Origin of the sequence: Rhizobacter sp. (genome assembly GCA_021153565.1) — a bacterium.
In the GTDB taxonomy this organism is placed as follows: Bacteria; Pseudomonadota; Gammaproteobacteria; order Burkholderiales; family Burkholderiaceae_C; genus Albitalea.
The window spans coordinates 1-22908 of record JAJKJU010000181.1; the positions used below are offsets into that span (position 1 = coordinate 1).

18 protein-coding genes are annotated in these 22908 nt (G+C 63.3%); 5 read left to right on the forward strand and 13 right to left on the reverse strand.

The genetic code is table 11. The features are described from left to right. Nucleotides 1-271: 271 nt before the first annotated feature. On the reverse strand, nt 272-682 hold the full coding sequence (locus tag AC30NL_RS11355) for a rhodanese-like domain-containing protein (RefSeq protein WP_489464106.1): 411 nt from the start codon (nt 680-682) through the stop codon (nt 272-274). A 94-nt stretch (nt 683-776) separates the two neighbouring features. On the opposite strand from AC30NL_RS11355, the gene gpmA reads away from it, so the two are divergent. After that, entirely contained in the window at nt 777-1520 is a 744-nt protein-coding gene (gpmA, locus tag AC30NL_RS11360; RefSeq protein WP_489464107.1) for a 2,3-diphosphoglycerate-dependent phosphoglycerate mutase, read from the forward strand. Between the two features lie 34 nt (nt 1521-1554). Here the strand turns inward: gpmA and AC30NL_RS11365 are convergent, their stop codons facing one another. The 6 genes from AC30NL_RS11365 to AC30NL_RS11390 form a co-directional block, all read right to left on the reverse strand. Then, the gene (locus tag AC30NL_RS11365) at nt 1555-2295 is read right to left on the reverse strand and encodes a lysophospholipid acyltransferase family protein (RefSeq protein ID WP_489464108.1); all 741 of its coding nucleotides are present in this window, start codon (nt 2293-2295) and stop codon (nt 1555-1557) included. 35 nt (nt 2296-2330) lie between these two features. Beyond that, nucleotides 2331-3626 carry a dihydroorotase gene (locus tag AC30NL_RS11370; RefSeq protein ID WP_489464109.1) on the reverse strand — a complete coding sequence of 432 codons (1296 nt, stop codon included), beginning with the start codon at nt 3624-3626 and terminating at the stop codon, nt 2331-2333. A 77-nt stretch (nt 3627-3703) separates the two neighbouring features. After that, a complete protein-coding gene (locus AC30NL_RS11375) occupies nt 3704-4666 on the reverse strand; it encodes an aspartate carbamoyltransferase catalytic subunit (RefSeq protein WP_489464110.1) in 963 nt (320 codons plus the stop codon). Then, nucleotides 4666-5169 (reverse strand): bifunctional pyr operon transcriptional regulator/uracil phosphoribosyltransferase PyrR, encoded by a 504-nt coding sequence (gene pyrR / locus AC30NL_RS11380; RefSeq protein ID WP_489464111.1) that lies wholly within the window; start codon nt 5167-5169, stop codon nt 4666-4668. Before pyrR ends, AC30NL_RS11375 begins: the two co-directional genes overlap by 1 nt. Continuing rightward, on the reverse strand, nt 5166-5582 hold the full coding sequence (ruvX, locus tag AC30NL_RS11385; protein WP_489464112.1) for a Holliday junction resolvase RuvX: 417 nt from the start codon (nt 5580-5582) through the stop codon (nt 5166-5168). Before ruvX ends, pyrR begins: the two co-directional genes overlap by 4 nt. Further along, nucleotides 5579-6157, reverse strand: a complete 579-nt coding sequence (locus AC30NL_RS11390; protein WP_489464113.1) for a YqgE/AlgH family protein — start codon at nt 6155-6157, stop codon at nt 5579-5581. The genes ruvX and AC30NL_RS11390 overlap by 4 nt, the downstream gene beginning before the upstream one ends. Before the next feature lie 35 nt (nt 6158-6192). On the opposite strand from AC30NL_RS11390, the gene AC30NL_RS11395 reads away from it, so the two are divergent. Beyond that, nucleotides 6193-7707 carry a cryptochrome/photolyase family protein gene (locus AC30NL_RS11395; protein ID WP_489464114.1) on the forward strand — a complete coding sequence of 505 codons (1515 nt, stop codon included), beginning with the start codon at nt 6193-6195 and terminating at the stop codon, nt 7705-7707. A 65-nt stretch (nt 7708-7772) separates the two neighbouring features. On the opposite strand, the gene AC30NL_RS11400 is transcribed toward AC30NL_RS11395, so the two are convergent. The 6 genes from AC30NL_RS11400 to AC30NL_RS11425 all read right to left on the reverse strand — a co-directional run bounded on the left by AC30NL_RS11400 (nt 7773) and on the right by AC30NL_RS11425 (nt 18753). Then, nucleotides 7773-14366: a hybrid sensor histidine kinase/response regulator gene (locus AC30NL_RS11400; protein WP_489464115.1), complete on the reverse strand. Its 6594-nt coding sequence runs from the start codon at nt 14364-14366 to the stop codon at nt 7773-7775. Between the two features lie 241 nt (nt 14367-14607). Further along, nucleotides 14608-16959 carry a methyl-accepting chemotaxis protein gene (locus tag AC30NL_RS11405; protein WP_489464116.1) on the reverse strand — a complete coding sequence of 784 codons (2352 nt, stop codon included), beginning with the start codon at nt 16957-16959 and terminating at the stop codon, nt 14608-14610. A 109-nt stretch (nt 16960-17068) separates the two neighbouring features. Further along, nucleotides 17069-17590, reverse strand: coding sequence for a chemotaxis protein CheW (locus AC30NL_RS11410; protein WP_489464117.1), 522 nt, complete (start codon nt 17588-17590; stop codon nt 17069-17071). Between the two features lie 64 nt (nt 17591-17654). After that, complete coding sequence (locus AC30NL_RS11415; RefSeq protein WP_489464118.1) at nt 17655-18020, reverse strand: response regulator transcription factor; 366 nt, start codon at nt 18018-18020, stop codon at nt 17655-17657. Between the two features lie 107 nt (nt 18021-18127). Next, entirely contained in the window at nt 18128-18526 is a 399-nt protein-coding gene (locus tag AC30NL_RS11420; protein WP_489464119.1) for a response regulator, read from the reverse strand. A 74-nt stretch (nt 18527-18600) separates the two neighbouring features. Next, a complete protein-coding gene (locus AC30NL_RS11425) occupies nt 18601-18753 on the reverse strand; it encodes a rubredoxin (protein WP_489464120.1) in 153 nt (50 codons plus the stop codon). Nucleotides 18754-18954: 201 nt separating this feature from the next. Here AC30NL_RS11425 and thiD point away from each other — a divergent pair, with 201 nt between their 5' ends. From thiD to mpl, 3 genes are all read left to right on the forward strand, one after another. Continuing rightward, the gene (gene thiD, locus AC30NL_RS11430; protein ID WP_489464121.1) at nt 18955-19893 is read left to right on the forward strand and encodes a bifunctional hydroxymethylpyrimidine kinase/phosphomethylpyrimidine kinase; all 939 of its coding nucleotides are present in this window, start codon (nt 18955-18957) and stop codon (nt 19891-19893) included. 3 nt (nt 19894-19896) lie between these two features. Next, nucleotides 19897-21180: a glutamate-1-semialdehyde 2,1-aminomutase gene (gene hemL / locus AC30NL_RS11435; RefSeq protein WP_489464122.1), complete on the forward strand. Its 1284-nt coding sequence runs from the start codon at nt 19897-19899 to the stop codon at nt 21178-21180. A gap of 201 nt (nt 21181-21381) precedes the next feature. Then, a complete protein-coding gene (gene mpl, locus AC30NL_RS11440) occupies nt 21382-22791 on the forward strand; it encodes a UDP-N-acetylmuramate:L-alanyl-gamma-D-glutamyl-meso-diaminopimelate ligase (protein ID WP_489464123.1) in 1410 nt (469 codons plus the stop codon). Nucleotides 22792-22908 lie beyond the last annotated feature (117 nt).

Consider the following 22908-nt stretch of genomic DNA (forward strand, 5'->3'; position numbering starts at 1 on the left):
CAGCACGCCAAAAGGCACCTGATCTAGGCGCAAAGCGCAGCCATAGCGGGCTATGGCGAGCATTTGCAACGACGAGCAGGGGGCTTTTGGCGTGATGAGCGGGCATGATCGAAATACTCTCAGCCTCTCAGCCAGCGCAGAGCTGCCTCAAGTGGCTGAAGCGCCCCCTTGGGGGCAGGAGCGCAGCGACGTGGGGGCGCAACCGGCGCCGAGCCACCTCAAGCCGCCATTACCCCTGGGGGAGAGGAGCAGCGACACGGGGCGCGAACATTCATGCGGATTTTTCGACCGGCAGGTTCGCTTCGCGCCAAGCTCGCAAGCCGCCGTTGAGTGCGCGTGCGTTGTCGTATCCAAGTTTCTTCAGGATAGCGACGGCCTTGGCCGAGCGTGCACCAGTGGCGCACAACACCACCAGCGGCAAGGCCTTGTTCTTGGGCAGATCACCGGGGGCGCTTTCGAGCTTGGACAGGGGCACGTTGCGCGCCCCACCCGCATGGCCAGCGGCATATTCTGCGGGCTCGCTCACGTCGATGAGCACGCCCTTCTCACGATTGACGAGCATCACGGCATCGACCGTGCTGATGCCGCCGCCCACGCCCCGCTGAAGCATGGGCCAGAGGAGCATGCCGCCTGAAATCAGGGCAGCGGCGACGAGAAACCAGTTGTCGATGAGGAACTTCAAAGGCGGGCCCGAGGCAGGTGATGCGCGTGGCGCAAAGCCGCGGATTATAGAATTCGCGCGCCTCAAATCCTTTTCACCGCCCGCCAAGCCCACCATGTACAAGCTCGTCCTCATCCGCCACGGCGAATCCACCTGGAATCTCGAAAACCGCTTCACCGGCTGGACTGATGTGGATTTGACACCCACAGGCGTCGAGCAGGCCAAGCAGGCTGGGCGTCTCTTGAAAGCTGACGGATACGACTTCGACATCACCTACACCTCGGTGCTCAAGCGCGCCATCTGGACGCTATGGCACGCGCTGGATCAGATGGACCGCACCTGGCTGCCGATAGTGAATTCCTGGCGCCTCAACGAACGCCACTACGGCGCCCTGCAGGGCCTGAACAAGGCTGAGACGGCCAAGCAGTACGGCGACGAGCAGGTGCTGATCTGGCGTCGCAGCTACGACGTACCGCCGCCTGCATTGGATTCGAACGACCCGCGCAGCGAACGCAAGGACATCCGCTACGCCAAGCTCGATCCAAAGGAAATTCCGCTGACCGAATGCCTGAAGGACACCGTGGCCCGCGTGCTGCCCTACTGGAACAAGGAATTGGCGCCGGCCATCAAGAGCGGCAAACGTGTCCTGATCTCAGCTCACGGCAACAGCATCCGCGCGCTGGTCAAGTACCTCGACAATATCTCGGACAACGACATCGTCGGGCTCAACATTCCGAACGGCATTCCTCTCGTGTATGAACTGGATGCGGATCTGAAGCCGATCAAGAGCTACTACCTGGGAGATGCGGAAGCGGCGGCCAAGGCAGCGGCGGCGGTAGCGAATCAGGGCAAGGCCTGAGAGGCGCGAAAGCGCGCCGCTCACCTTCCGCGTTTCACACGTCACTCCCATATTTGCCTCGTGAATCCGCGGAGCGCCAATCTTTCACGTTCAAGGCCAGAAGTAGCTGATTCCGCAGCGTTTCGGACAGCTCGCGGCGGTCGACTCCTTCGCTTGGCACAGGTGGAAGCCATTTCAGTTGAGCGCACATCTGCGACGCCGTGACCACCGACCAGACTGATCGCACGAGGTGCGTTTCGCCGACATAAGCCGCGGCCCGGCTCACCGCATCGCGAGAGTCTGAAAAGCGCAGCGCGACCGCCTGGATCGGTGTGCCCGTGGACACCGCGGCCTGCAGCAGGTTGGCGTGGAAAGGCAGGAGGCCATGCCCCTCGCTCGTCGTGCCTTCGGGAAAGACGGCGATGGTCTGCCCCTCTTTCAACGCGGCCGCCACCTGATGCACGACCCGCAGCGCATCACGCTTGCGTTCACGCTCGATGAAGAGCGTGCCACCGCAAGCCACCAGCCAGCCGATGAGCGGCCAGCGTCGAACGTCTGATTTCGAGACAAAACGCGACGGATACACCGCATTGATGGCGAGGATGTCCAGCCAGGAGATGTGATTGGCCACCAAGAGCGTCGCCGTGCCGCGGGGCACACCCTCGCTGTGCAGTGCAATGCCCATGCGCCGAAGCATGCTTGCCGACCACCAGCCCACACGCTGGCGCTGTTGCTCGGCCGTGATGAACGGAAAGACAAAGGCGCAGATCAGGGCGCCATGCAGCAGGTGCGACACCGCGCTTGCAATGCGCCACCCGGCGATGAGAAGTCTCAGAACGCCTCGTGCGCTACATGTCCTGACACCACCGTGCACTTCACCTTGCCCGAGAGTTCATAACCCGCGAAGGGCGTGTGCTTGCCCTGGCTCTTGAGTGCGCCGGGTTGCACGGCCCAGCGTTCGTCGGGCGCGAAGATGCAAAGGTCGGCCACGCCGCCCTGCACGAGCTTGCCGGCGCTCGACGCCAGCGAACCCAGCGATTCGCCGAGCACTCGCACTGGAGCGCTCGTGATCTTCGAGAGCGTCTGGGCAATCGGCAGACCGCATTCTTCACCCCACTGCAACGCGAGGCTCAGCAAAAGTTCCAACGCGGTTGCACCGGGCTCGGCCTCGGCGAAGGGCAGCGCCTTCATGTCCTCATCGACAGGCGTGTGGTCGCTGACAAGCGCATCGATGGTGCCATCGGCCAGGCCGGCGCGAATGGCATCGCGATCACGCTGCTGGCGCAACGGCGGTGTGAGGCGCATGGCAGCGTTGAAGTAGCCGATGTCCACGTCCGTGAGATGCAGGTGGTTCACACTCACGTCGCAGGTGATCGGCAGGCCCTCGGCCTTGGCGCGACGCACGAGTTCGATTCCGGCAGCGCTGCTCAGGCGGCACAAATGCACCCGCGCTTGCGTGTCGCGAACGAGTTCGAAGATGGTGTTGAGTGCAATGGTCTCGGCGATCACGGGCACGCCCGACAGGCCCATGCGCGTGGCAAGCGCTCCCTTGGCGGCGACACCGTTCCCGAGAAATCCGTCTTGCGGCCTGAGCCAAGTCGTGTAGCCGAAGGTCGCCGCATATTGCAGCGCACGATGCATGACGAGCGTGTCGTTGATCGGCACTTCGGCCTGCGAGAAGCCGACGCAGCCGGCTTCGGTCAGTTCAGCCATCTCGGTCAGCACTTCGCCTTCGAGCTTGCGGGTCAGGGCGCCCAGCGGATAAACATGGACCTGGTTCAAATTGCGCGCGCGGAACTTGAGCATCTCGACAAGACCGGGCTCGTCGAGCACCGGGTCGGTGTCGGGCAGGCAGACAAGACTTGTCACGCCGCCGGCGACAGCCGCAGCCATCTCGCTTTCGAGCATGCCTTCGTGCTCATGACCCGGTTCCCGCAATCGCACGGCGAGATCGACGAAGCCTGGCGCAACGACGAGGCCAGTCGCGTCGATCTTCCGACTCGCATGAAAGTCGGGACTGACCTGCCCGATCGACACAATGCGCCCGGCCGCGATCGCGATGTCCGCGGTTTCATCGCGGCCCGAGGCCGGATCGATGACGCGGCCGTTCTTGATGAGGATCTTCATTCCTGTTGTCCGATTGCCCTAGGGCCTGTTAATGCATACCCGCGCCGGTGTCTCGCATGGCACAGGTCGAAGGGTCCTCAAGCGTTGTTTCCGGCGATGGTCGACATCACCGCCATGCGCACCGCGATGCCGAAAGTGACCTGCGGCAGGATCACGCTCTGCCTGCCGTCGGCCACCGACGAATCGATTTCCACGCCGCGGTTGATCGGCCCCGGGTGCATCACGATGGCGTCGGGCTTGGCGAGCGCGAGCTTCTCTTGCGTGAGGCCGTAGTTCTTGAAGAACTCGCCGGCGCTCGGCAGCATCGCGCCGCTCATGCGTTCGTTCTGCAGGCGCAGCATGATGATCACATCTGCACCGCGGATACCCTCGGCCATGTCGTGGCACACGCGCACACCCATGTCCTTCAGGTCGCCCGGCACCAGCGTCTTTGGCCCGACGGCGCGCACCTCGGGCACGCCCAGTGTCGTGAGCGCGTGGATGTCTGAGCGCGCGACACGCGAGTGAACGATGTCGCCCACGATCGCGACCGTGAGATTGGTGAAGTCCTGCTTGTAGTTCTTGATCGTGTACATGTCGAGCAGGCCCTGCGTCGGGTGGGCATGCCGCCCGTCGCCTGCGTTCACGACGTGCACATGGGGCGCGCAATGCTGCGCGATGAGGTAGGGCGCACCACTCTCGCCGTGACGCACCACGAACATGTCGGCTTGCATTGCGGAAAGGTTTGCTATGGTGTCGAGCAGACTTTCGCCCTTGGCAGTGGATGAACGTGCAATGTCGAGGTTGATCACGTCCGCACTCAATCGCGTGGCCGCGATCTCGAAGGTCGTGCGTGTTCTCGTGCTGTTCTCGAAGAAGAGGTTGAACACGCTTTTGCCGCGCAGCAGCGGCACTTTCTTCACCTCACGTTCGTTCACACTCAGGAAGGTGCCTGCGGTGTCGAGAATCTGGTGAAGTACCGCGCGCGGCAGTCCTTCGATCGATAGCAAGTGAATGAGCTCGCCGTTCTTGTTGAGCTGAGGGTTGCGGCGCGAAAGCATCACTCGCCTTCCTTGATGTTGAAGCTGAAGCGCCCGGCATCGCCGCGCGCGAGGGAGAGTCGGCATTCGGCCGGAAGCTTGATGCGCGCCGCCGAGTAAGCCGGATGAATCGGCAGTTCGCGGCCGCCACGGTCGACGAGCACGGCGAGCGTGACGCTCGCAGGGCGTCCGAAGTCGAAGAGTTCGTTGATGACGGCGCGCGTGGTGCGGCCGGTGTAGAGCACGTCGTCGATGAGCACGACGTGGCGGCCCTCGATCTCGAATGGCAGTCGCGTCTGGCCGGAACCCGCGCTCATGCCGCGCTTGTCGAAATCGTCACGGTGCAAAGCGCTGGAGATGACGCCGGGTTCGCCGTCGAGCTTCAGGTCTTGCTGCAATCGCTCGGCCAGCCAAGCTCCACCGGACCAGATGCCCACGAGTACGGCATTGGGTTGCAGCAGGCCACGCACGCCACCGACCAAGTCGCGGTACAGCGCTTCTGCGTCCAGATGTAGGGTACTCATCGCAGATCTCTCAAGAATTGTTCAAGGATGATGGCGGCTGACGCTGCGTCCACGTCCGCTGCGCCTGACGCCTGCGCCTGCGTCGTGGTGTAACGCTCGTCCACCTCATGCACCGTCAGATGGAAGCGGCCGTGCAATTGTCGGGCGAAGCGCTTGGCGCGTTCGGTATTCTCGTGCGGCGCGCCGTCGGGATGGAATGGGACACCCACCACCAGGGCATCGGGTTTCCACTCGGCGATGAGTTTGCCGATTGCTTCAAAACGTGCCGTGCCCTCGGCTGCAATGGTTCGCAGCGGTTGCGCAGTGCACGTGACCGTGTTGCCCGAGGCGACGCCGACACGCTTGGTGCCGTAGTCAAAAGCAAGAAATGAACGGTGGACGGTGGGGGGCGTAGGGCGCGACGATGCGCTCATGCGTGCCCCGCCTCCTGCGACAGCATGCGTGCGTCGATCCCGAGCAGGGAAAGCGCCTTGTCATAACGCTGCTCGACCGGTGTGTCGAAGATGATTTCAGGGGCTGCGCTGACGTTGATCCAGCTATTGCGCTGCATCTCGTCCTCGAGCTGCCCCGCACCCCAGCCGCTATAGCCCAGCGTCACGAGCACCTTCTTCGGGCCGGCACCGTTGGACAGTGCTTCGAGGACGTCCTTGCTGGTCGTCATCTCCAGGCCGCCGGGAATTTTCAGCGAAGAGTTGTAGTGGCCGCCGTCGTCGCCCAGTCGCTCGTGGAGGACGAAGCCGCGCTCGGTTTGAACCGGGCCGCCAAAATACACCGGCGCTTCGGCAAGATCGTCGCGATCCAGCGTGAGCTCGACTTTTTCGAAGAGGTTCCTGAGTTTGATGTCGATGGGCTTGTTGATGACCAGGCCGAGTGCGCCATTCTCTGTGTGCTCGCACAGGTAGATGACAGTGCCCGCGAACGTATCGCCAGCCAGACCAGGCATGGCAATCAGGAAATGATTGGTGAGGTTGATTGCGCCGGACGACATGCGTGCATTTTATTCCTGCGGCAGACTCCCCGGAAATGGAAAAGCCCCTGGACTCCGGACTCGTCTGGTTTCGCCGCGACTTGCGCACGTTCGATCATGCGGCGCTATACCACGGGCTGAAGTCGGCCCGCCGGGTTTATTGCGCCTTTGTTCTGGACCGCGAGATTCTCGATCCCCTGGTCGCGCGCGGCTTGAAAGCGGACCGGCGGCTCGAGTTCATTGTCGACAGCTTGGCCGAGTTGGACACGCAGTTGCAAGCGCTGACGCGCTGCCCAAACGGCGGGAGTGGTGGACTGATCGTGCGGCACGCGGTGGCACGGGAAGAAATTCCACGGCTCGCAAAAGCCTTGCGCGTTCACGCGGTGTTCGCAAATCATGACGACGATCCTACGGCCCTGGAGCGCGACGCGAAAGTGCGAGGGACACTTGCCGATGCGGGAATTTCGTTTCACACCAGCAAAGATCATGTGGTGTTCGAGCGCAACGAGGTGATGACCGGGGGCGGGTCGTCGTTCAGCGTGTTCACGCCGTACAAGACGGCCTGGCTGAAGAAGGTGGACGAGTTCTATCTGAAGGCCTATCCGGTGCAAAGGCATGGAGACGCGCTGGCGACCTGGCCTGAGGATTGGGAAGGGGATACGAGGAGGAATACGGGGCGCGTACCTTCGCTGGCGAGCATGGGGTTTGAACCTACCAATCTGCACTCATTGAAGTTGCCGGTGGGAATGTCGGGTGCGCAGGTCCTGCTGGACGACTTCCTTGCACGAATCGATGACTACGAAGAGGCGCGCGACTTCCCTGCGATCAAGGGGCCGAGCTATCTCTCGGCCCATCTACGCTTTGGCACGGTGTCCGTCCGGCACTTGGCGCGCGAGGCCCTGGAGCGTGCACAGGCGGGATCAAAGGGCGCAGCCATGTGGCTGTCGGAGTTGATCTGGCGCGACTTCTATCACCAGGTGTTGCATCACCATCCGAACGTGGTTGGCGCGTCTTTCAAGCCCGAATACGATGCGATCCGCTGGGAGCACGGCAAGCACGCCGACGCGCTCTTCGCCGCGTGGTGTGAGGGTCGCACTGGTTATCCGCTTGTGGACGCGGCCATGGCGCAAATCAACCAGACGGGTTACATGCACAACCGTTTGCGCATGGTGACAGCGAGCTTTCTCGTGAAGGACCTCGGCATCGACTGGCGGCGGGGCGAGGCTTACTTTGCTGATCATTTGATCGACTTCGATCTCGCATCGAACAACGGCGGTTGGCAGTGGGCCGCATCGACGGGTTGCGACGCGCAGCCCTACTTCCGTATTTTCAACCCAGTGAGCCAGAGTGAGAAGTTCGACCCCCACGGCAAGTTCATTCGGCGCTATCTGCCGCAGTTGGCCGCGCTGCCGGACGCGCGAATCCATGCCCCCTGGCTCGCATCGCCGCTGGAGTTGGCAGCGGCGGAGATCAAGCTGGGAGAGAACTACCCGAGGCCGATCGTGAACCACCATGAAGCGAGGGCAAAGACACTGGCGCGATACGCCGTGGTGAAAGGCCGGGGTTCGTAGCCTTGCATGAAATCCCGGGGGGCGCCTTCGGAAAGGACCGATCCCGGGATTCCATACGGTACGAGTCAGACCGCCGCTGGCGTATTGGCGGTGTAGCGTCCAATCAAGGCCAACAGGTCTTCTTCCGAGTACGGTTTTCCGAGGTAATGATCGACACCGAGTTCGGCGGCGTAGTCTCGGTGCTTCTGCGCAATGCGCGAGGTGATCATGATCACTGGCAGGTCGCGCAGGCGGGCATCGCCGCGGATGTTTCGCACCAGGTCGAAACCGTCCATGCGCGGCATCTCGATGTCCGACAGCACCATGTGCGGCTTTTCTTCCGCCAGGCGCTCCAGCGCATCCAGACCGTCCTTGGCCAGCGTGACACGGTAGCCTTCGCGAACCAGCAGGCGCTGGGTCACGCGGCGCACCGTGAGCGAATCGTCGACCACCAGCACCAACGGAGCAACCGGACGGGCCGACTGAACGACCACCGGCTGTGCCATTTCGGGCGTCGGTGCATGCAGCGACGCGAGTGTCGCGGCACGGGCTTGCGGCCCATACAGCGTGGCCAATGCCACCGGGTTGTAGATCAGCGCGACGGCACCGGAGGCCAGCAGCGTCATGCCCACAAGGCCCGGCATCCGCGACAGCTGCGGCCCAAGGTTCTTCACGACCACTTCATGGTTGCCCAGCACTTCGTCCACGTGAATGGCAATGCGTTGCTGCGCGCTTCGGATGATGACGATCTGGCGGCTGCGCCCAGTCGTTTCAGTGCTGCGCGGGCTCAATTGCAGAAGCGAGCCGAGCCAGAAGAATGACAGCGAACGATCGCCCACCGTGTAGTGGCCGGTGTTGTATGACTGATCGACTTCGTCGGGCTTGGCGCGTCGAACGATTTCGACCAGCGTCGACGGCACGGCCACCGTGGTCTCGCCGACACGAAGCATCACCACCTGCGTCACCGCCGTCGTCAGCGGCAACACCAGTTTGAAGCTCGTGCCTTGCCCCGCGGCGGTCGCTGTCTCGATGCGTCCGCCCATCGCGCTCACGTCTGCACGGACCACGTCCATACCGACGCCGCGTCCGGCAAGTTCGGTCACCTTGTCTGCCGTCGAGAAACCGGACGTGAAGATAAGGTTCGCGAGTTCGCCATCGCTGTAGGTTTGCGACCCCTCAAGCAGTCCGACGGCGATGCCTTTCTCGCGGATTCGCTGCAGGTTCAAGCCCGCACCGTCATCGCGGAATTCGACGCCCACTTCATTGCCTTCGTGGGTCAGCGACACCACGATGGAACCGGTGGCGTCCTTGCCGGCCTGCGTGCGCGACTCGGGCGACTCGATGCCGTGCGTGACGCTGTTGCGCAGCAGGTGTTCGAAGGCGCCGGTCATGCGGTCCAGTACGCCGCGGTCGACTTCGATCGAGCCGCCGACGATGTCAAGTCGCACTTGCTTGCCAGTCTCCTTCGCCGCCTGGCGCACCACGCGATAGAGGCGGTCGGACAGGCCTTCGAACTCCACCATGCGGGTACGCAACAGGTCGTCCTGAAGGTCGCGCGTGAGTCGGGCCTGCGCCACCAGTTCATCTTCCGTCGTTTCAAGCGTGCGCTGCAAGGTGCGCTGCACTGTGGCCACGTCGTTCACCGACTCCGCCATCATGCGGGTCAGCTCCTGGAAGCGCGTGAAGCGGTCGAATTCCAGCGGATCGAAGGACTGTGCCAGCGCCTTCGCCGCTTCGAGGCGCGACGACATCTGCGTTTCGGCCTGCAGCTCGATGTCGCGCAGTTGCTGGCGCAGGCGCTCCAGGTTGTCGGTCAGGTCGGTGAGAGAACCCTTGATCTGGTTGACTTCCACCTCGATACGCGAGCGGGTAATGGACACCTCCCCCGCCTGGTTCACAAGGCGGTCGAGCAGAGGTGCACGCACCCGCACTGCGGACTGAGAGGCAGCAGCACGGTCGGCCACCTGCCTCGGTGCTGTCGCGTGGCCGGTGAAACGCGCCCAGTCGATCTCGGGCAGAGTGACCGGCGTCAGCGGCGCGCGCGCTTCGGCCGCAGGCTGCGGCTCGATGGCGACCGGCTCTTCGGCCTTGGAGACGACAGGCGCAGCCACCGGCGCAGCAGCAACGGTCGGCTCAAGCTCCACGACAGCCGGCATCTCGTCGAACACCGTCTTGATCACAGCCTGTTCTGTCGTGGCAACGGCATCGGCATAGGCCGCGGCATCGCGCGAACGCAGGGCCTCGAAGGTATGCGACAACGCGTCCGAACGGTTGTGCAGCGCTTCCACGTCAGCCCCGTTGGGGGACTCTTGCGCAAGCAGTTCCTCGATGGCCGTTTCGAGTCGGTGAGCCATTTCACCAAGACGCATTGCGCCTGCGAGGCGCGCGCCTCCCTTGAGCGTGTGCAAGGTGCGCATGCAACCTGCTGCATGGCTCGTCTCGCCGGGTTGGCGGGCCCATTCGCGCAGTTGCGATTCGAGCTTGGGCAGCAGTTCTTGCGCCTCTTCCTCGAAGATCGGGAAGAGATCGGCGTCGACCGCATCGACCGCGTCGATGTCCTCGTCCACGTCCTCGACGTCGTGGGCTCCCGCGCGCACGGCTTCGGCCGGCAGCTCAGTGAGGGGCTTGAATTCCGCCAGTTCCAATGGGTCGAAGTGCGTGTCGGGCACGCCGAAGTTCGTATCGGCAGCGCGCAGTGCAGGCTCGGGCTCCGCCTCGGCGATCACGATGTCAACCGGGACATGGTGGGGGTGATGCGGCTCATCGGCCGCGTGGACATACACCTCGGAATGCGCTTGCGACTCGACAGGCTCGACCGGCGCTTTGGCCGCGAGCTCAGACACCGGTTCGTTGGCCGCCTGGTCGGCGCCCTCGACAAGTTCAGCCAAGTCATGCGTCTCGACGGCTTGCGGCTCGTTGCGGGCAGGAGCCAAGTCGGCGACGGGTTCGAACTGGTCCCCAGACGTCGCATCGATCTCGGCCGACACCGCGTCGAGGCGGCGTGCGGACGTCACTTCATGCTCGGCGAGACGTTCGAGCAGCTCGGGGATCGGCTCCTTCAGGAAGCCGGCGGCGAACTGATGCAGCAAACGGCGAATCTCTTCGGATGTGTCGACGAAAAGCCTGCCTTCGTCGTGCGTCCCCTGACCGATCTTGTCGACGCGCATCAGTGCGTGTTCGAGACTGCGCGACAGTTGCGACAGATCGGAGAAGCCTACTGTGGCGGAATTGCCGGCGAGAGAATGCGCGAGCGCGATCGCCGATTCGCCCACGGGGCGGTGCAGTTCCATCGCCCATTCGGCGACTTCAGTGGTGAGGCGGCGGGAGAGTTCGTCCGCCTCGTTGAGGAAGATGTTGAACAGCGGAATGCTGATGCGCAGCGGCCCGACGATCTTGACCTGCTCGCCGTCGGCAGCGGGCTCCCTTGCGACAGGCGCGGCCTCGTCGGCGACGTGCTTGAGTTCGACGGCAGGCTCTTCATGCGCTGACAGCACCAAGTCTTCGCTCAGGACTTCGTCGGCGGGAATGTCGACGGAGGGCTGCAGTTCCTCGGTGAGTGCGTCAGACTTGGCCGCCAGATGCGTGCCGAGGTCGATGTCGATGAAGTCCATCGAATCCACGGGCTCAGCGCGCTCGAAGCGGACGGTGTCGCCCAAGCCCAGCGGCGCCGTTTGTGCCACTTCGAAGGGATCGAACAGCAATGGCTCGCGGGTATCGACACCAAGTTCGTCGGCTTGTGGTGGCACCACTGCGGGTGCCGCCGGCACATCGAAGCTGGACAGGTCAAGCTCGAAAGACAGCTCGTGTTCTACCGGCGCTGCTGCCTCGCGCTGAGCAACCGGCGGCGCGCCGAGTTCGAGGTCTTGCGCGGTCGGCAGGTTGGGCGGCAGAGTAAGCGCCATCGGTTCGAAGGCGTGCGGCGTCGGAATTGGTTGATCGTCGACGTCCGGAATTTCCAGCAGATCGATCGTTTCCGTGACTTGCGGAAGCTCGAACACAGGCTCGCCGTGCATCTCGGCGACGGCATCTGCCTCTACCGGAGCGACCTCGGCGATGGCCGGCGCCACGGGCGCAGATTGGCCCATCGTCGGCATCTTCGAGCCCGGCTCGCGCATCGCCAGGGCTGCCTTCTCGACCAACTTCGGGTCACGGTTGCCTTCGCGACGTTCGGCGATCTCTTCGATCCACTCGCCCAGGTAACCGAGCGACCAGCGGGTGAATTCAAGCAGGCCTTCGTCCGACGGATTCTGATCGGCCAGACGAGTGTTGTAGAGCTGTTCGCAGGCCCAGCCGGCGTCGCCGAACTGCTTCAGGCCCACCATGCGCGAGCTGCCCTTGAGCGTGTGGAACGCGCGCCGGACCGTGGTCATCAAGCCGACGTCGCCAGGGATCTCTTCGAGTTCGTTGCAGGCAGCGTTCGCCGTGTCGACCACTTCGCGAGCCTCCTCGAGGAAGATCTCGCGCATCTCGTCGTCTTCGGCAAGATCGACAGTCGCAGGCGCCGGCGGTGTGACCGTGACACCGGGCACCGGAGCGGGGGCCAAAGCAGAATCCGCCGCCGCATCCACGGGGAACGACACCGCTGCAAGCTCGTCGAGTCCGATTGGGCCCGACGCGGTAATCACGAAGTCGACCATCGCTTCGGAAATCTGGTCGCGCACGGTTGCGATGTTGACAGCATCGCCTTCCCCTTCCGCCTGTTGAAGCGCGGCCTGCGCGTGCGATACGGTCGCCGCGAGTGAAGGCTGGTCGGCTGCCTGCGCATGCTGCGACAGGCGTTCGAGGTCGCGCGACACGTCTTCGAGGGACACGTCATCGCGTGCTGCAGTGAGGGCGAGTTGCTGCGCCTGTTCGATCAGGCTCGGCTCGACCGCGGCCGCAGCTGCAGCCGTGTGTTCGGTGACTGAGCGATGCTCGCTGCGACCCATCACCGGGTTCAGGGCGCCGGTCTCGGCATCGTAGACAAAGAGCGATTTCGCCATCTGCGGCTGAACGCTCAGCATGTCGATGAGGAAGCCCAATGCGCCGAGGTTGCCGGCGAGGCGTTCAAACACCCCTGCCTGGCCAACATGCTCCTGATCGATCTCGGTCGAAATGAGGCCGTCGACCTCGTCGCGCATGCGCAGGAGTGCCGTCGACGCCTGGTCCATGCCCAGCACCGACAGCACACCGCGCATCGCAGTCAACTGGTTGGGCACCGGGATCAGCACGTTGCGATCGGCCGGGTTGCGGAAGAACTGGTCGATGAGCTTCTCGGCATCCGACAGCGACGCACGAAGCTCCTGCACCACGCTGCCCATCGTCTGGCGATCTGACACGCGGCGGTAGAGGTCCTCCATCCAGCCTTCGAGTGCCTCGGGCGCGGCGCCCGCGCGAACAGCGGCGATGCGCTCGGAAAGGCGGTGAACTCGCTGGCCCAGTTCGGCATTGTCGAAGTCGGCGTCTTCGATCGAGGCTTCCACGTAGAGCAAGCTCGTGGCGACTTCCATCGCAAGCGGTGCGCTCGGCGCAGTGCCGCTGGCTTGCGTCACCGCGACGGCATGGATCAGCTCCGTGGCCATGCTCTCGCCTTGCGGGAAGATGCGCCTGAGCGAATCGCCGACGAGCGAGAACTGCTCGGCCAAGCCGGCCATTCGGTGCATTTCGCCGCCGGCCACTGCCGACCACGACTCCTTGGCGGCGCCGACACGCTTGCGCGCTTGGACGATCCACGCCGGATCGAACCGGCCGAGGCCGCTGACGGTGTAGTCGACCGGTGTGTTGTGCGCTAGTCCGTAAGTTTGGCGCACGGCCGCCAAGCGCGGTGCATGGCGACCGTCTCCGGGAGACGCCGCCTGCGCGCAGAAGAACAGCAGGTCTTGCGCGAGGCGCTCGGACACATCCTCCTCGCCGCGCTCGACGATGCGCAGTTGAGCGAGCAGCCGCGATGCAACGCGCTTGCTGAAGACGTCTTGCTGCAGCAGGCCCTGGGCCTGGCCTTCGAACATGGCCGCTGCCAGCTTCCACAAGGTGGCCGCGTGCGGATACTTGCTGCCGCTGGCAAGGCCTTCGCACAGATCGCTCATGCGGGCGGCGGCTGCCGGCGATGGGCCACGCATCAGCACGAGCATTTGCTGCTCGAGTGCACTGCGGGTGGCGGCGCCGGGTTCGCGCGGTGTCACATCACCGGCGAGGGGCATTTCGCGCCAGCGCCAGTCCACGGCCCACAGGTCGGCCGGGTGCACGCGATCTGCGCCAGCGGCTTCCTGCACGGCGCGATACTGGGGGAACATGGCGAGCGGCGACACGACCTTGCCCGACAGCATGCGCGACAGGTAGTCGAGCAGCGCGAAGGAGGCCTTTTCGAGATCGTCGACGACTTGGGTCTTGAGTTTGTGGGGCTTGGCGACGAAGCGTTGCACCGCGGCTTCACAAGCACGCAAGACGGCGGCCGCCGCCGGCAGTCCGATGAGCTCGAGAGCGCCCACGCCTTGGTGAATCTGCTGCCGCGCGATCCGCAATACAGACGGGTCAACTGCATCCACGTCTGAGCCGCTCAATGCTTCGGCTTCCTTGACGAAGCGGCGCAGCGCTTTGTGCGCGGCATCGAGCGAGCGGCGGAGCTCGTCATGGACCCAGGCCAGGGCGCTGAGGTCGTCTGAAGTCGCGCTGGTCGCTTCGGTATTGCGGGTGCTTTCCATCGATGCCCCTTGGTGTTCAGTTGGCAGAAAGCGCGGCGGCTGTCTTTGCAGCGTCGGCGCGCCTTTGGCCTCAGAGGCTGAGAGTTTTTCGAGCGCGCCCGAGCAGCGCGCCAGAAGGCGTCTGATCTAGGCGCAAAGCGCAGCCATAGCGCGGGCTATGGCGAGCATTTGCAACGACGAGCAGCCGCCTTCTGGCGTGATGAGCGGGCATGATCGAAAGGCTCTCAGCCTCTCAGGAAAATTAATCGATCTTGAATCGCGCGACCGACTGCTTCAGTTCTTCAGCGGTTTTCGACAGTTCACGCACCATCTGCGCGGTCGAGCGGGTACCTTCACCGGTCTGCTCCGTCACCGCGAAAATGTGCTGGATGTTGGCGGCCACCACGTTGGCCGACTGTGCTTCAGAGAGCGCTTGGTTCGAGATCTGCGCAATCAGGTCGGCCAGCTGGCGCGAGACTCGGTCGATGTCGCCCAGTGCGGTACCGGCCGCGTCAGTCAGTCGGGTACCTTCCACCACACCCTGCGTCGAACGCTCCATGGCGGCCACGGCGTCTTGGGTGTCGGTCTGAATGGTTTTCACCAGCGCCGCAATCTGTCGCGTCGCATCGCCGGAGCGTTCGGCCAGTCGCTGAACTTCTTCCGCAACCACCGAGAAGCCTCGACCGGCTTCACCTGCGGATGCTGCTTGAATGGCAGCGTTCAAGGCCAGCACGTTCGTTTGTTCCGTAATGTCCGAAATCAGTTCGGTGATTTCACCGATCTCCTGCGACGATTCGCCCAGGCGCTTGATTCGCTTCGAGGTTTCCTGGATCTGGTCGCGGATGGAGTTCATGCCGCCGATGGTGTTCTGCACGGCGCGCAGACCGGACTCGGCAGCATCCAGCGATTGGCGCGCCACCTGGGCCGTTTCCTGCGCTTGTGCGGACACCTCGTTGATTCGGCCTGCCATCTGCAGCACCGACTCGCCGGTGTCGCGAATTTCGCGCAGCTGTTCGGTAGAAGCCGCAAGCAGTTCGGTCGACGTGGCTTCCACCTGCTGCGTCGTTTCGGTCACGCGACCCACAGTTCCTTGCACCTGCGACACCAGGGTTCGCAGTTCTTCCACGGTGTAGTTAACCGAGTCGGCAATAGCGCCCGTGATGTCTTCCGTCACCGTCGCTTGTTGGGTCAAGTCACCTTCAGCAACCGTCTGCAGTTCGTTCATCAATCGCAAAATGGCGGCCTGGTTCGCGTCGTTCACGCGTTTGGCCTCCTGCTCTTGGCGTTCGGCTTCGAGACGTTGCTGTTCAGCGAGGGCAGCGCGTTGGGCCTGGTCTCGAACGTACAGCCTCAGGAACCCGGCGCCGCCAGCAGCCATGGTGAGTGCGAACAGCATCAAACCCGCCACGCTCAGGGCGCTGAAGCCAGTTTCCTTGCCCAGACGTTCCTGGACGGCTTCGAGGCCCTTACGCAGCGGTTCGCTGTCAGCAATGATCGCGGACTGCGCTTCACGGGCGGACACCAAGCCTTGCAGGTTGCCGAGAATCGCGCCGGCTTGAGTGCGGGTCTCTTCGTATTGCTTCAACAGGGCGGCCAGACGCTCCCTGGTCTGCGGGTCTTTGGTGCCCGGCAGACGCAATTCCTGGCTGCCGTCGGCGAGCCCCTGGGCGATTTCGCGGAAGGAATTCAAGTCCTTGCCCAGCAGGAACACGGCTTCCGGCGACACGCCTTCCATGGTCAGGAATTCATTCGCCGACTTGCCGATACGCTGCGTCAACATCACCAACTGGCCCACGGCGGACAGCTCCGCCGGCGAGGCTTCCTGCTGCAGCTTGAGCGAGGAGATGGTTTCCGCCGTTTCCAACAGGTCTGACGACTGGCGGTTGATGGTGCGAAGCGCCTGTCCCACCTGCGTCAGGATCTTCTGCTGCGCGATCACGGTATTGGCGTTCTTTTCGGCGCGGTCGACGAGCGGCAGGACCGGCTCTATTGCCTCCTGCACGGCACTCGGCGCGGCAGCCAGCGTGTCGCTTCCCTTGTTCAGGCCGCGCACGCTTTTGGCGAGAACTTCGGTCGATTCGCGGACTTCCGGGAAGGCCTGGGGGCTCCCGATCAAGGCCTGGGACACCGACTTCGCGAGTCGTTGCGACTGCATCAATGCCTGACCCGACGCACCCACCTGGTCGGCGCCGCGGTGGGCGAAAATGAGAGACGCGACCGTCACGACCACAAGGCCGATCAGGCCGATGCCGACCATGCCGAACAGGATGCGCTGCTGCTGAGCGACCGGGCGGTGACCGACCAGCGGCAATCCGCTGCCGACTTCCGCCTGTGCGGCATCGCCGGGCAAACGCGTTTCGCCGAAGTCGGCAAGTTCGGAGGGCGCGGCCTCGGTAATGATGGACGAATCGCCCCCCAAGGCGGGTCGCATGCGCGAGGCCGCTGCTTCGAAAGACGCAGCATCGAGCGCAGCGGCGCGGCTCGCACGCGGCAGCGGCAGGTCGGCATGCCGATGGTCGAAGGCAGATTCGAACGGCGCGTCCTGGTGAGTGGTCACCTCGGCCTCCGAGTTGCGGTCCTGACCCCAGCCCTTGATCTTGTTCAGGAAGCTCATAGTGTCCTCAATCCTCTATCAGTCGCCCTGCGACCCATTTCTCGCCCTTCTCCCCCTGGGAGAGAGTCGGGTAAGAGCAATCACGTCCAAAAAAAATTGCGTCCGAAAATCAACCCACGATGCGCAAGAACGCCTCGTCATTTGCCAGCGCTGCGAGGTTCAACTCCTGCCACACGCGCCCGGCTTGATCCTTGTAGCGTGCGCCGACAAACGGGGGCTTGGGCCCCGTCGTGTCATCGGTCTGCGCCGTCAATTGCTGTTCGCTGCGCAGGCCCAACAAGCGGTCCACCAGCAGAGCGCAGTTGAGATCGAGTGAGGCATTGAAGGCCACCAGCCGAGATTGTTCGCGCAGCGGCTCGACGGCTTTGACTCCGAAAAATCCGGCCAGATCGACCACGCCGTGCAAGTGCCCGCGCAGGTTGGCCACGCCCAAAAACCAGATGTGCGAATGCGGCACCGGCACGACGGGTGCCATCGCGAAGATCTCGCCGGCTTCCTTTAGCGGAAACAGGAATCCTCGTGAACTGCATTCGACGGCGAGCCAAGACTTGCCTTGCTGCTGTGTACGAGCGGCTTGAAGCCGCTCGGCGAGCCGGCTCTGGAGTTCTCGCAATGCTTCCTTGTTGGCCATCGCAAATCGGTTCGCTTCTTCGGCAGATCGTTCTTGTGTGTGTCTCGAGCGTCAGGACATCGACTCAGTCGAAGGCCTTGATCTTGGCGACCAGCTCGTCGGCATCGACGGGCTTCACGATGTAGTCGCGAGCACCTTGGCGCATGCCCCAGACCTTGTCCGTCTCCTGATTCTTGCTCGTGCACATGATCACCGGAACGTTCGAAAAACGCGGATCGCGCGTGATGGCGCGAGTGAGCTGAAAGCCGTTCTGCCCCGGCATCACCACGTCCATCAAGATCAGGTCGGGCTTGTTTTCGTCTAGCTTGCGCAAGGCGTCATCGGCGTTTTCAGCCGTACGCACGTTGTACCCGCGCTTGCCCAGCAAGTCAGACATGAAGTGCAGTTCGGTCTTGGAATCGTCTACCAGAAGTATGTTCTTAATGGCCATCTCTCGTCCTTCAATCGTCGCGAGTCGCGAGTGTCACACGTTCAGGGCGCAAGCGAGGGCTAACTGAGCCTTCGGAGCACGCAATGCGCGGGCACTCGTGGAATCAGTCACGCCACACGTCGATGCTGCTCCACAGCTTGCAAAAGTTGATCCTTGGTGAAGGGCTTGGTCAGATAGTCCTGAGAGCCCACCATACGGCCGCGCGCCTTGTCGAAAAGGCCGTCTTTCGACGACAGCATGATCACCGGCGTGTTCGCGAATTTGGTGTTGCGTTTGATGATGGCGCAGGTCTGGTAGCCGTCCAGCCGTGGCATCAGAATGTCGCAAAAAATCAGGTCCGGTTCGTGGTCGTTGACCTTGGACAAGGCGTCGAAGCCGTCCTCGGCCAGAAGCACTTGATAGCCGCCCTGCTTCAGAAAAATTTCCGCGCTGCGGCGGATCGTGTTGCTGTCGTCGATGACCAGCACCTTGACGCCCGAAGCGTCCGCTGGGCTTACATTGCTCACCGAGATTTCTCCTCTGAGGTGATGCGCAGTGCTCGGGCCTTCGTCCTGGCCTAACCTGGGCCAAGGGCGAAGGGTCAGATCTGAACCATTTCGAAGTCTTCCTTGCGGGCGCCGCACTCAGGACATGTCCAGTTCATCGGTATGGCGCCCCACGATGTTCCAGGTGCAATACCATGCTCCGGGTCCCCGGCGGCCTCGTCATAAATCCATCCACAGATTAGGCACATCCAGGTTCGTGATTCAGTCACTTTGTTAGTCAGGCTTCACTACAATGGTGCCGAATTGTAGCGACGCAAAACGACAAAAAGCCAAGGGTTTTTAGTCACCTACGCAACTTTCCTCACACATTTCGTGAAGTCGCGACTTTCACTCAAGGCCACCACGGACGCAATTCTCGTCTTGCTAGTCGCGTATCACGAACCCCCTCCATGACTCCAGACACTCCCATCGCCGCCGACTCCGGTACCGAAGCGCTCGCCGAAGCTCCCGCGCCCGCGTGCGTGATGACCTTCAATGCCACTGAAGCGAGCGGAGCAGGCGGTATTGCCGGCGACGTCGCCACCATCGCGGCCATGGGTGCGCATGCGCTGCCCGTGGTGACCTCCGTCGTGATGCGCGACACCGCCGAGGTGTTCGATCACCATGCCTTGGACCCGGAAGTGATCGTCGAACAAGCCCGCGGCGTGCTCGAAGACGTGACGATCGCCGCATGGAAGGTGGGCTACCTTGGTTCAGCCGAGGGGGTGAGTGCGGTGGCGGAAGTTTTGTCAGACTATCCCGACGTGCCCCTGGTAGCCTACATGCCCAACCTGTCCTGGGTGGACGAGGACGAGCAGCAGGCTTACCTCGACGCCTTCCGCGAGCTGGTGCTGCCGCAAACCGAGGTGCTCGTGGGAAGCCACCAGACCCTGACTGACTTCCTGCTGCCCGAATGGGACGCCGACCGGCCCGCATCGCCACGCGAGTTGGCCGGGGCTGCTTCCGAGCATGGAACGCGCTTCGTGCTGGTCACCAGCGTTCCCCTGCCCGATCAATTCCTCGACAACGTGCTGGCGTCGGCACAAGGGGCGATCACCGGCGAGAAGTTCGAGCGTTTCGAGGTGAGCTTCGTGGGAGCCGGCGACACACTGTCTGCGGCACTGGCCGCGCTGCTGGCGGCTGGCAGCGAGCTTCACATGGCAGTGGGCGAATCGCTCGCCTTCCTCGACCAGGCCCTGGACGCGGGCTTCCGCCCCGGCATGGGCAACGTCATTCCGGACCGCTTCTTCTGGGCCCTCCCGCCCGGTGAAGAAAATGAAGAAGGCGAAGCTGGCACCGAAGGTGGGCCGGGGGAAGACGACATCCCCGGGACGCGTCACATCCACTAAAGCATGAGCAACGAATCGCTCTTCGAGCGCGCCCAGAAAGTCATTCCAGGCGGCGTGAATTCTCCCGTTCGTGCCTTCCGCGCGGTGGGCGGTACGCCGCGATTCATCGCGCGAGCCCAGGGGCCGTACATCTTCGACGCTGAAGGCAAACGCTACATCGACTACATCGGGTCCTGGGGGCCCATGATCCTCGGGCACGGGCATCCTGCGGTGCTCGAAGCGGTGCAGAAGGCCGCGGTCGAGGGGTTTTCCTTCGGTGCACCGACCGAGCGCGAGGTGGAGTTGGCCGAGGAGATCCTGAAGCTCGTGCCCAGCATGGACATGGTGCGGCTGGTGAGTTCGGGCACCGAGGCGGCGATGAGTGCACTGCGCCTCGCGCGCGGGGCAACCGGCCGCAACAAGATCGTCAAGTTCGAAGGCTGCTATCACGGCCACGCCGATTCGCTGCTCGTGAAGGCGGGCTCAGGCCTCGCGACCTTTGGCAACCCGACCTCCGCTGGCGTGCCCGCCGAGGTAGTGCAGCACACCCTGGTGCTTGAGTACAACAACCTCGAACAGCTCGAAGAACTCTTCAAGCTGCACGCGGCTGACATCGCTTGCGTGGTGATCGAGCCCATCGCCGGCAATATGAACTTCGTGCGAGCCGGCGTGCCTTTTATGAAGCGACTGCGCGAACTGTGCACACGGCACGGGACGCTGCTGATGTTCGACGAAGTGATGACGGGGTTCCGCGTCGCGCTGCATGGCGCGCAGAGCCTGTACGCCAAGGAAATCCCTGGCTTCGAACCTGACATGAGCGTCTTCGGCAAGGTCATCGGCGGCGGCATGCCGCTCGCGGCCTTTGGCGCCAAGCGTGCCGTGATGGAGATGCTGGCGCCGCTCGGATCGGTCTACCAGGCCGGGACGCTGTCCGGCAACCCGGTGGCCACGGCCTGCGGCCTCGAAACCTTGCGACAGATTCAAAAGCCCGGTTTCTTCGACGCACTGTCGGCGCGAACCCAGTCGCTCGTATCCGGCCTGCTTGGTGTCGCCAAGGAGGCCGGCATCCCCATGACAGGAGACAGCCAGGGCGGCATGTTCGGCTTCTTCTTCGCCGACACACTGGCCCAGAACTACGGACAGGTGATGGCGACCGACAAGGAGCGCTTCAACCGCTTTTTCCACGGCATGCTCGACGATGGGGTGTATTTCGCGCCAGCTCTCTACGAAGCAGGCTTCGTCAGTTCCGCGCACACCGCCGAAGACATCACGGCAACTGTGGAGTCGGCACGCAAAGTGCTGCGCTGAACAGAGCCGCAACCCGGCGGCTCCTAGTGTCGCGTCAAGCCACAAATGCCGGCTGCTCGCTTGCTCTCGAAGCGCATTGCGGCGTTGCGCCTCCTCGCCATAGCGACGGCCATGACTCGTCGGCGCGCCTTGCATTGCGCTCCGACAGCGGCGCGATCAACCGACACTTGTGGCTTGACGCGACACTAGAATCCTTCGCTTATGCACATTCACATTTTGGGTATCTGCGGCACCTTCATGGGAGGCGTCGCGGCGCTGGCACGCGAGGCTGGCCACAAGGTGACAGGCTGCGACGCTAACGTTTATCCGCCCATGAGCGATCAACTGCGCTCTCTGGGCATCGAACTGATCGATGGCTATACGGCCGATCAGTTAGCGATCCAACCTGATCTCTATGTCGTCGGCAATGTCGTGAGTCGCGGCAACACGTTGGTGGAGGCCATCCTTGATGCAGGCCTGCCCTATGTCAGCGGCCCGCAGTGGCTCGCCGACCACGTGCTGAATGGTCGCCACGTCCTCGCGGTCGCCGGCACGCATGGCAAGACCACGACCACGGCGATGCTGACCTGGGTCCTCGAACAAGCCGGGCTGCATCCTGGCTTCCTCATCGGTGGTGTGCCATTGAACTTCGGCGTGTCGGCCAGGCTCGGAAACACGGATGTTGCACGCACGCCCTTCGTCATCGAGGCCGACGAATACGACACTGCCTTCTTCGACAAGCGAAGCAAGTTCGTGCACTACCGCCCACGCACCGCTGTGCTCAACAACCTTGAGTTCGACCACGCAGACATCTTCGAAAACCTTGCGTCCATCGAGCGTCAATTCCACCACCTCGTGCGCACAGTCCCGGGCAGCGGGCGGCTCATTGTGAACGCGCGCGAAGACGCCTTGCAGCGAGTACTGGCCATGGGTTGCTGGAGCGACGTGGTCCGCTTCGGTGCGCGCAAGGAAGCGCCGGGCGAATTGCGTGCACGCGGCGAACCGCATGCATTCGACGTGTTGCGCGGCAGCCTAAAGATCGCGCGCGTCGAGTGGTCGCAGATCGGCGAGCACAACCAGATGAATGCGCTGGCCGCCATCGCCGCCGCCGAGCACGTGGGGGTCGCCCCGGAAGCCGCGGCGGCAGCGCTGGCGCGATTCGAAAACGTGCGCCGCCGCATGGAATTGCGCGGTGTCGTGCAGGTCGGCGGCGGCGACATCCGCGTCTACGACGACTTCGCTCATCACCCAACGGCCATGCGCACTACCGTCAATGGATTGCGCCGCAAGATCGACGCGCAGCAAACGTCTCACGATGAGCCGAGGCAGCGAATTCTTGCCGTGTTCGAGCCGCGCTCCAACACGATGAAGCTCGGCGCAATGAAGGCGCAATTGCCCTGGTCGCTCGAAGAAGCTGACCTGGCGTTTTGTCACAGCGGCGGCCTGAGCTGGGACGCAGCGCAGGCACTTGGGCCCATGGGGGAACAGGCGGTCGTGGCCGACAGCATCGACCAACTCGTTGCACGAGTGGTTGCCGCAGCACAAGCCGGCGATCACATCCTGTGCATGAGCAATGGCGGCTTCGGCGGGATTCATCAGAAGCTGCTCGCCGCCCTGGCGAAGCGAACTTAGGATTTGGTCCGGAATAGTTTTGGGGGCGCTGGGCGGGATGCGATGCAAGGCGCTCCTCACTTGTGTGGCGAGCCACACAAGTGAGGAGCAACGCCGCAGCGCGCCCGCCCAGCGCCC

What these genes read in the sequence shown, in the direction of transcription:
- hemL (WP_489464122.1), top strand. Translation starts at nt 19,897, where the DNA reads ATGAGCAACGAATCGCTCTTCGAGCGCGCCCAGAAAGTCATTCCAGGC.
- pyrR (WP_489464111.1), bottom strand. Translation starts at nt 5,169, where the DNA reads ATGAGTACCCTACATCTGGACGCAGAAGCGCTGTACCGCGACTTGGTC.
- AC30NL_RS11400 (WP_489464115.1), bottom strand. Translation starts at nt 14,366, where the DNA reads ATGGAAAGCACCCGCAATACCGAAGCGACCAGCGCGACTTCAGACGAC.
- AC30NL_RS11395 (WP_489464114.1), top strand. Translation starts at nt 6,193, where the DNA reads ATGGAAAAGCCCCTGGACTCCGGACTCGTCTGGTTTCGCCGCGACTTG.
- AC30NL_RS11370 (WP_489464109.1), bottom strand. Translation starts at nt 3,626, where the DNA reads ATGAAGATCCTCATCAAGAACGGCCGCGTCATCGATCCGGCCTCGGGC.
- AC30NL_RS11390 (WP_489464113.1), bottom strand. Translation starts at nt 6,157, where the DNA reads ATGTCGTCCGGCGCAATCAACCTCACCAATCATTTCCTGATTGCCATG.
- AC30NL_RS11410 (WP_489464117.1), bottom strand. Translation starts at nt 17,590, where the DNA reads ATGGCCAACAAGGAAGCATTGCGAGAACTCCAGAGCCGGCTCGCCGAG.
- ruvX (WP_489464112.1), bottom strand. Translation starts at nt 5,582, where the DNA reads ATGAGCGCATCGTCGCGCCCTACGCCCCCCACCGTCCACCGTTCATTT.
- gpmA (WP_489464107.1), top strand. Translation starts at nt 777, where the DNA reads ATGTACAAGCTCGTCCTCATCCGCCACGGCGAATCCACCTGGAATCTC.
- thiD (WP_489464121.1), top strand. Translation starts at nt 18,955, where the DNA reads ATGACTCCAGACACTCCCATCGCCGCCGACTCCGGTACCGAAGCGCTC.
- AC30NL_RS11405 (WP_489464116.1), bottom strand. Translation starts at nt 16,959, where the DNA reads ATGAGCTTCCTGAACAAGATCAAGGGCTGGGGTCAGGACCGCAACTCG.
- AC30NL_RS11375 (WP_489464110.1), bottom strand. Translation starts at nt 4,666, where the DNA reads ATGCTTTCGCGCCGCAACCCTCAGCTCAACAAGAACGGCGAGCTCATT.
- mpl (WP_489464123.1), top strand. Translation starts at nt 21,382, where the DNA reads ATGCACATTCACATTTTGGGTATCTGCGGCACCTTCATGGGAGGCGTC.
- AC30NL_RS11425 (WP_489464120.1), bottom strand. Translation starts at nt 18,753, where the DNA reads ATGTGCCTAATCTGTGGATGGATTTATGACGAGGCCGCCGGGGACCCG.
- AC30NL_RS11415 (WP_489464118.1), bottom strand. Translation starts at nt 18,020, where the DNA reads ATGGCCATTAAGAACATACTTCTGGTAGACGATTCCAAGACCGAACTG.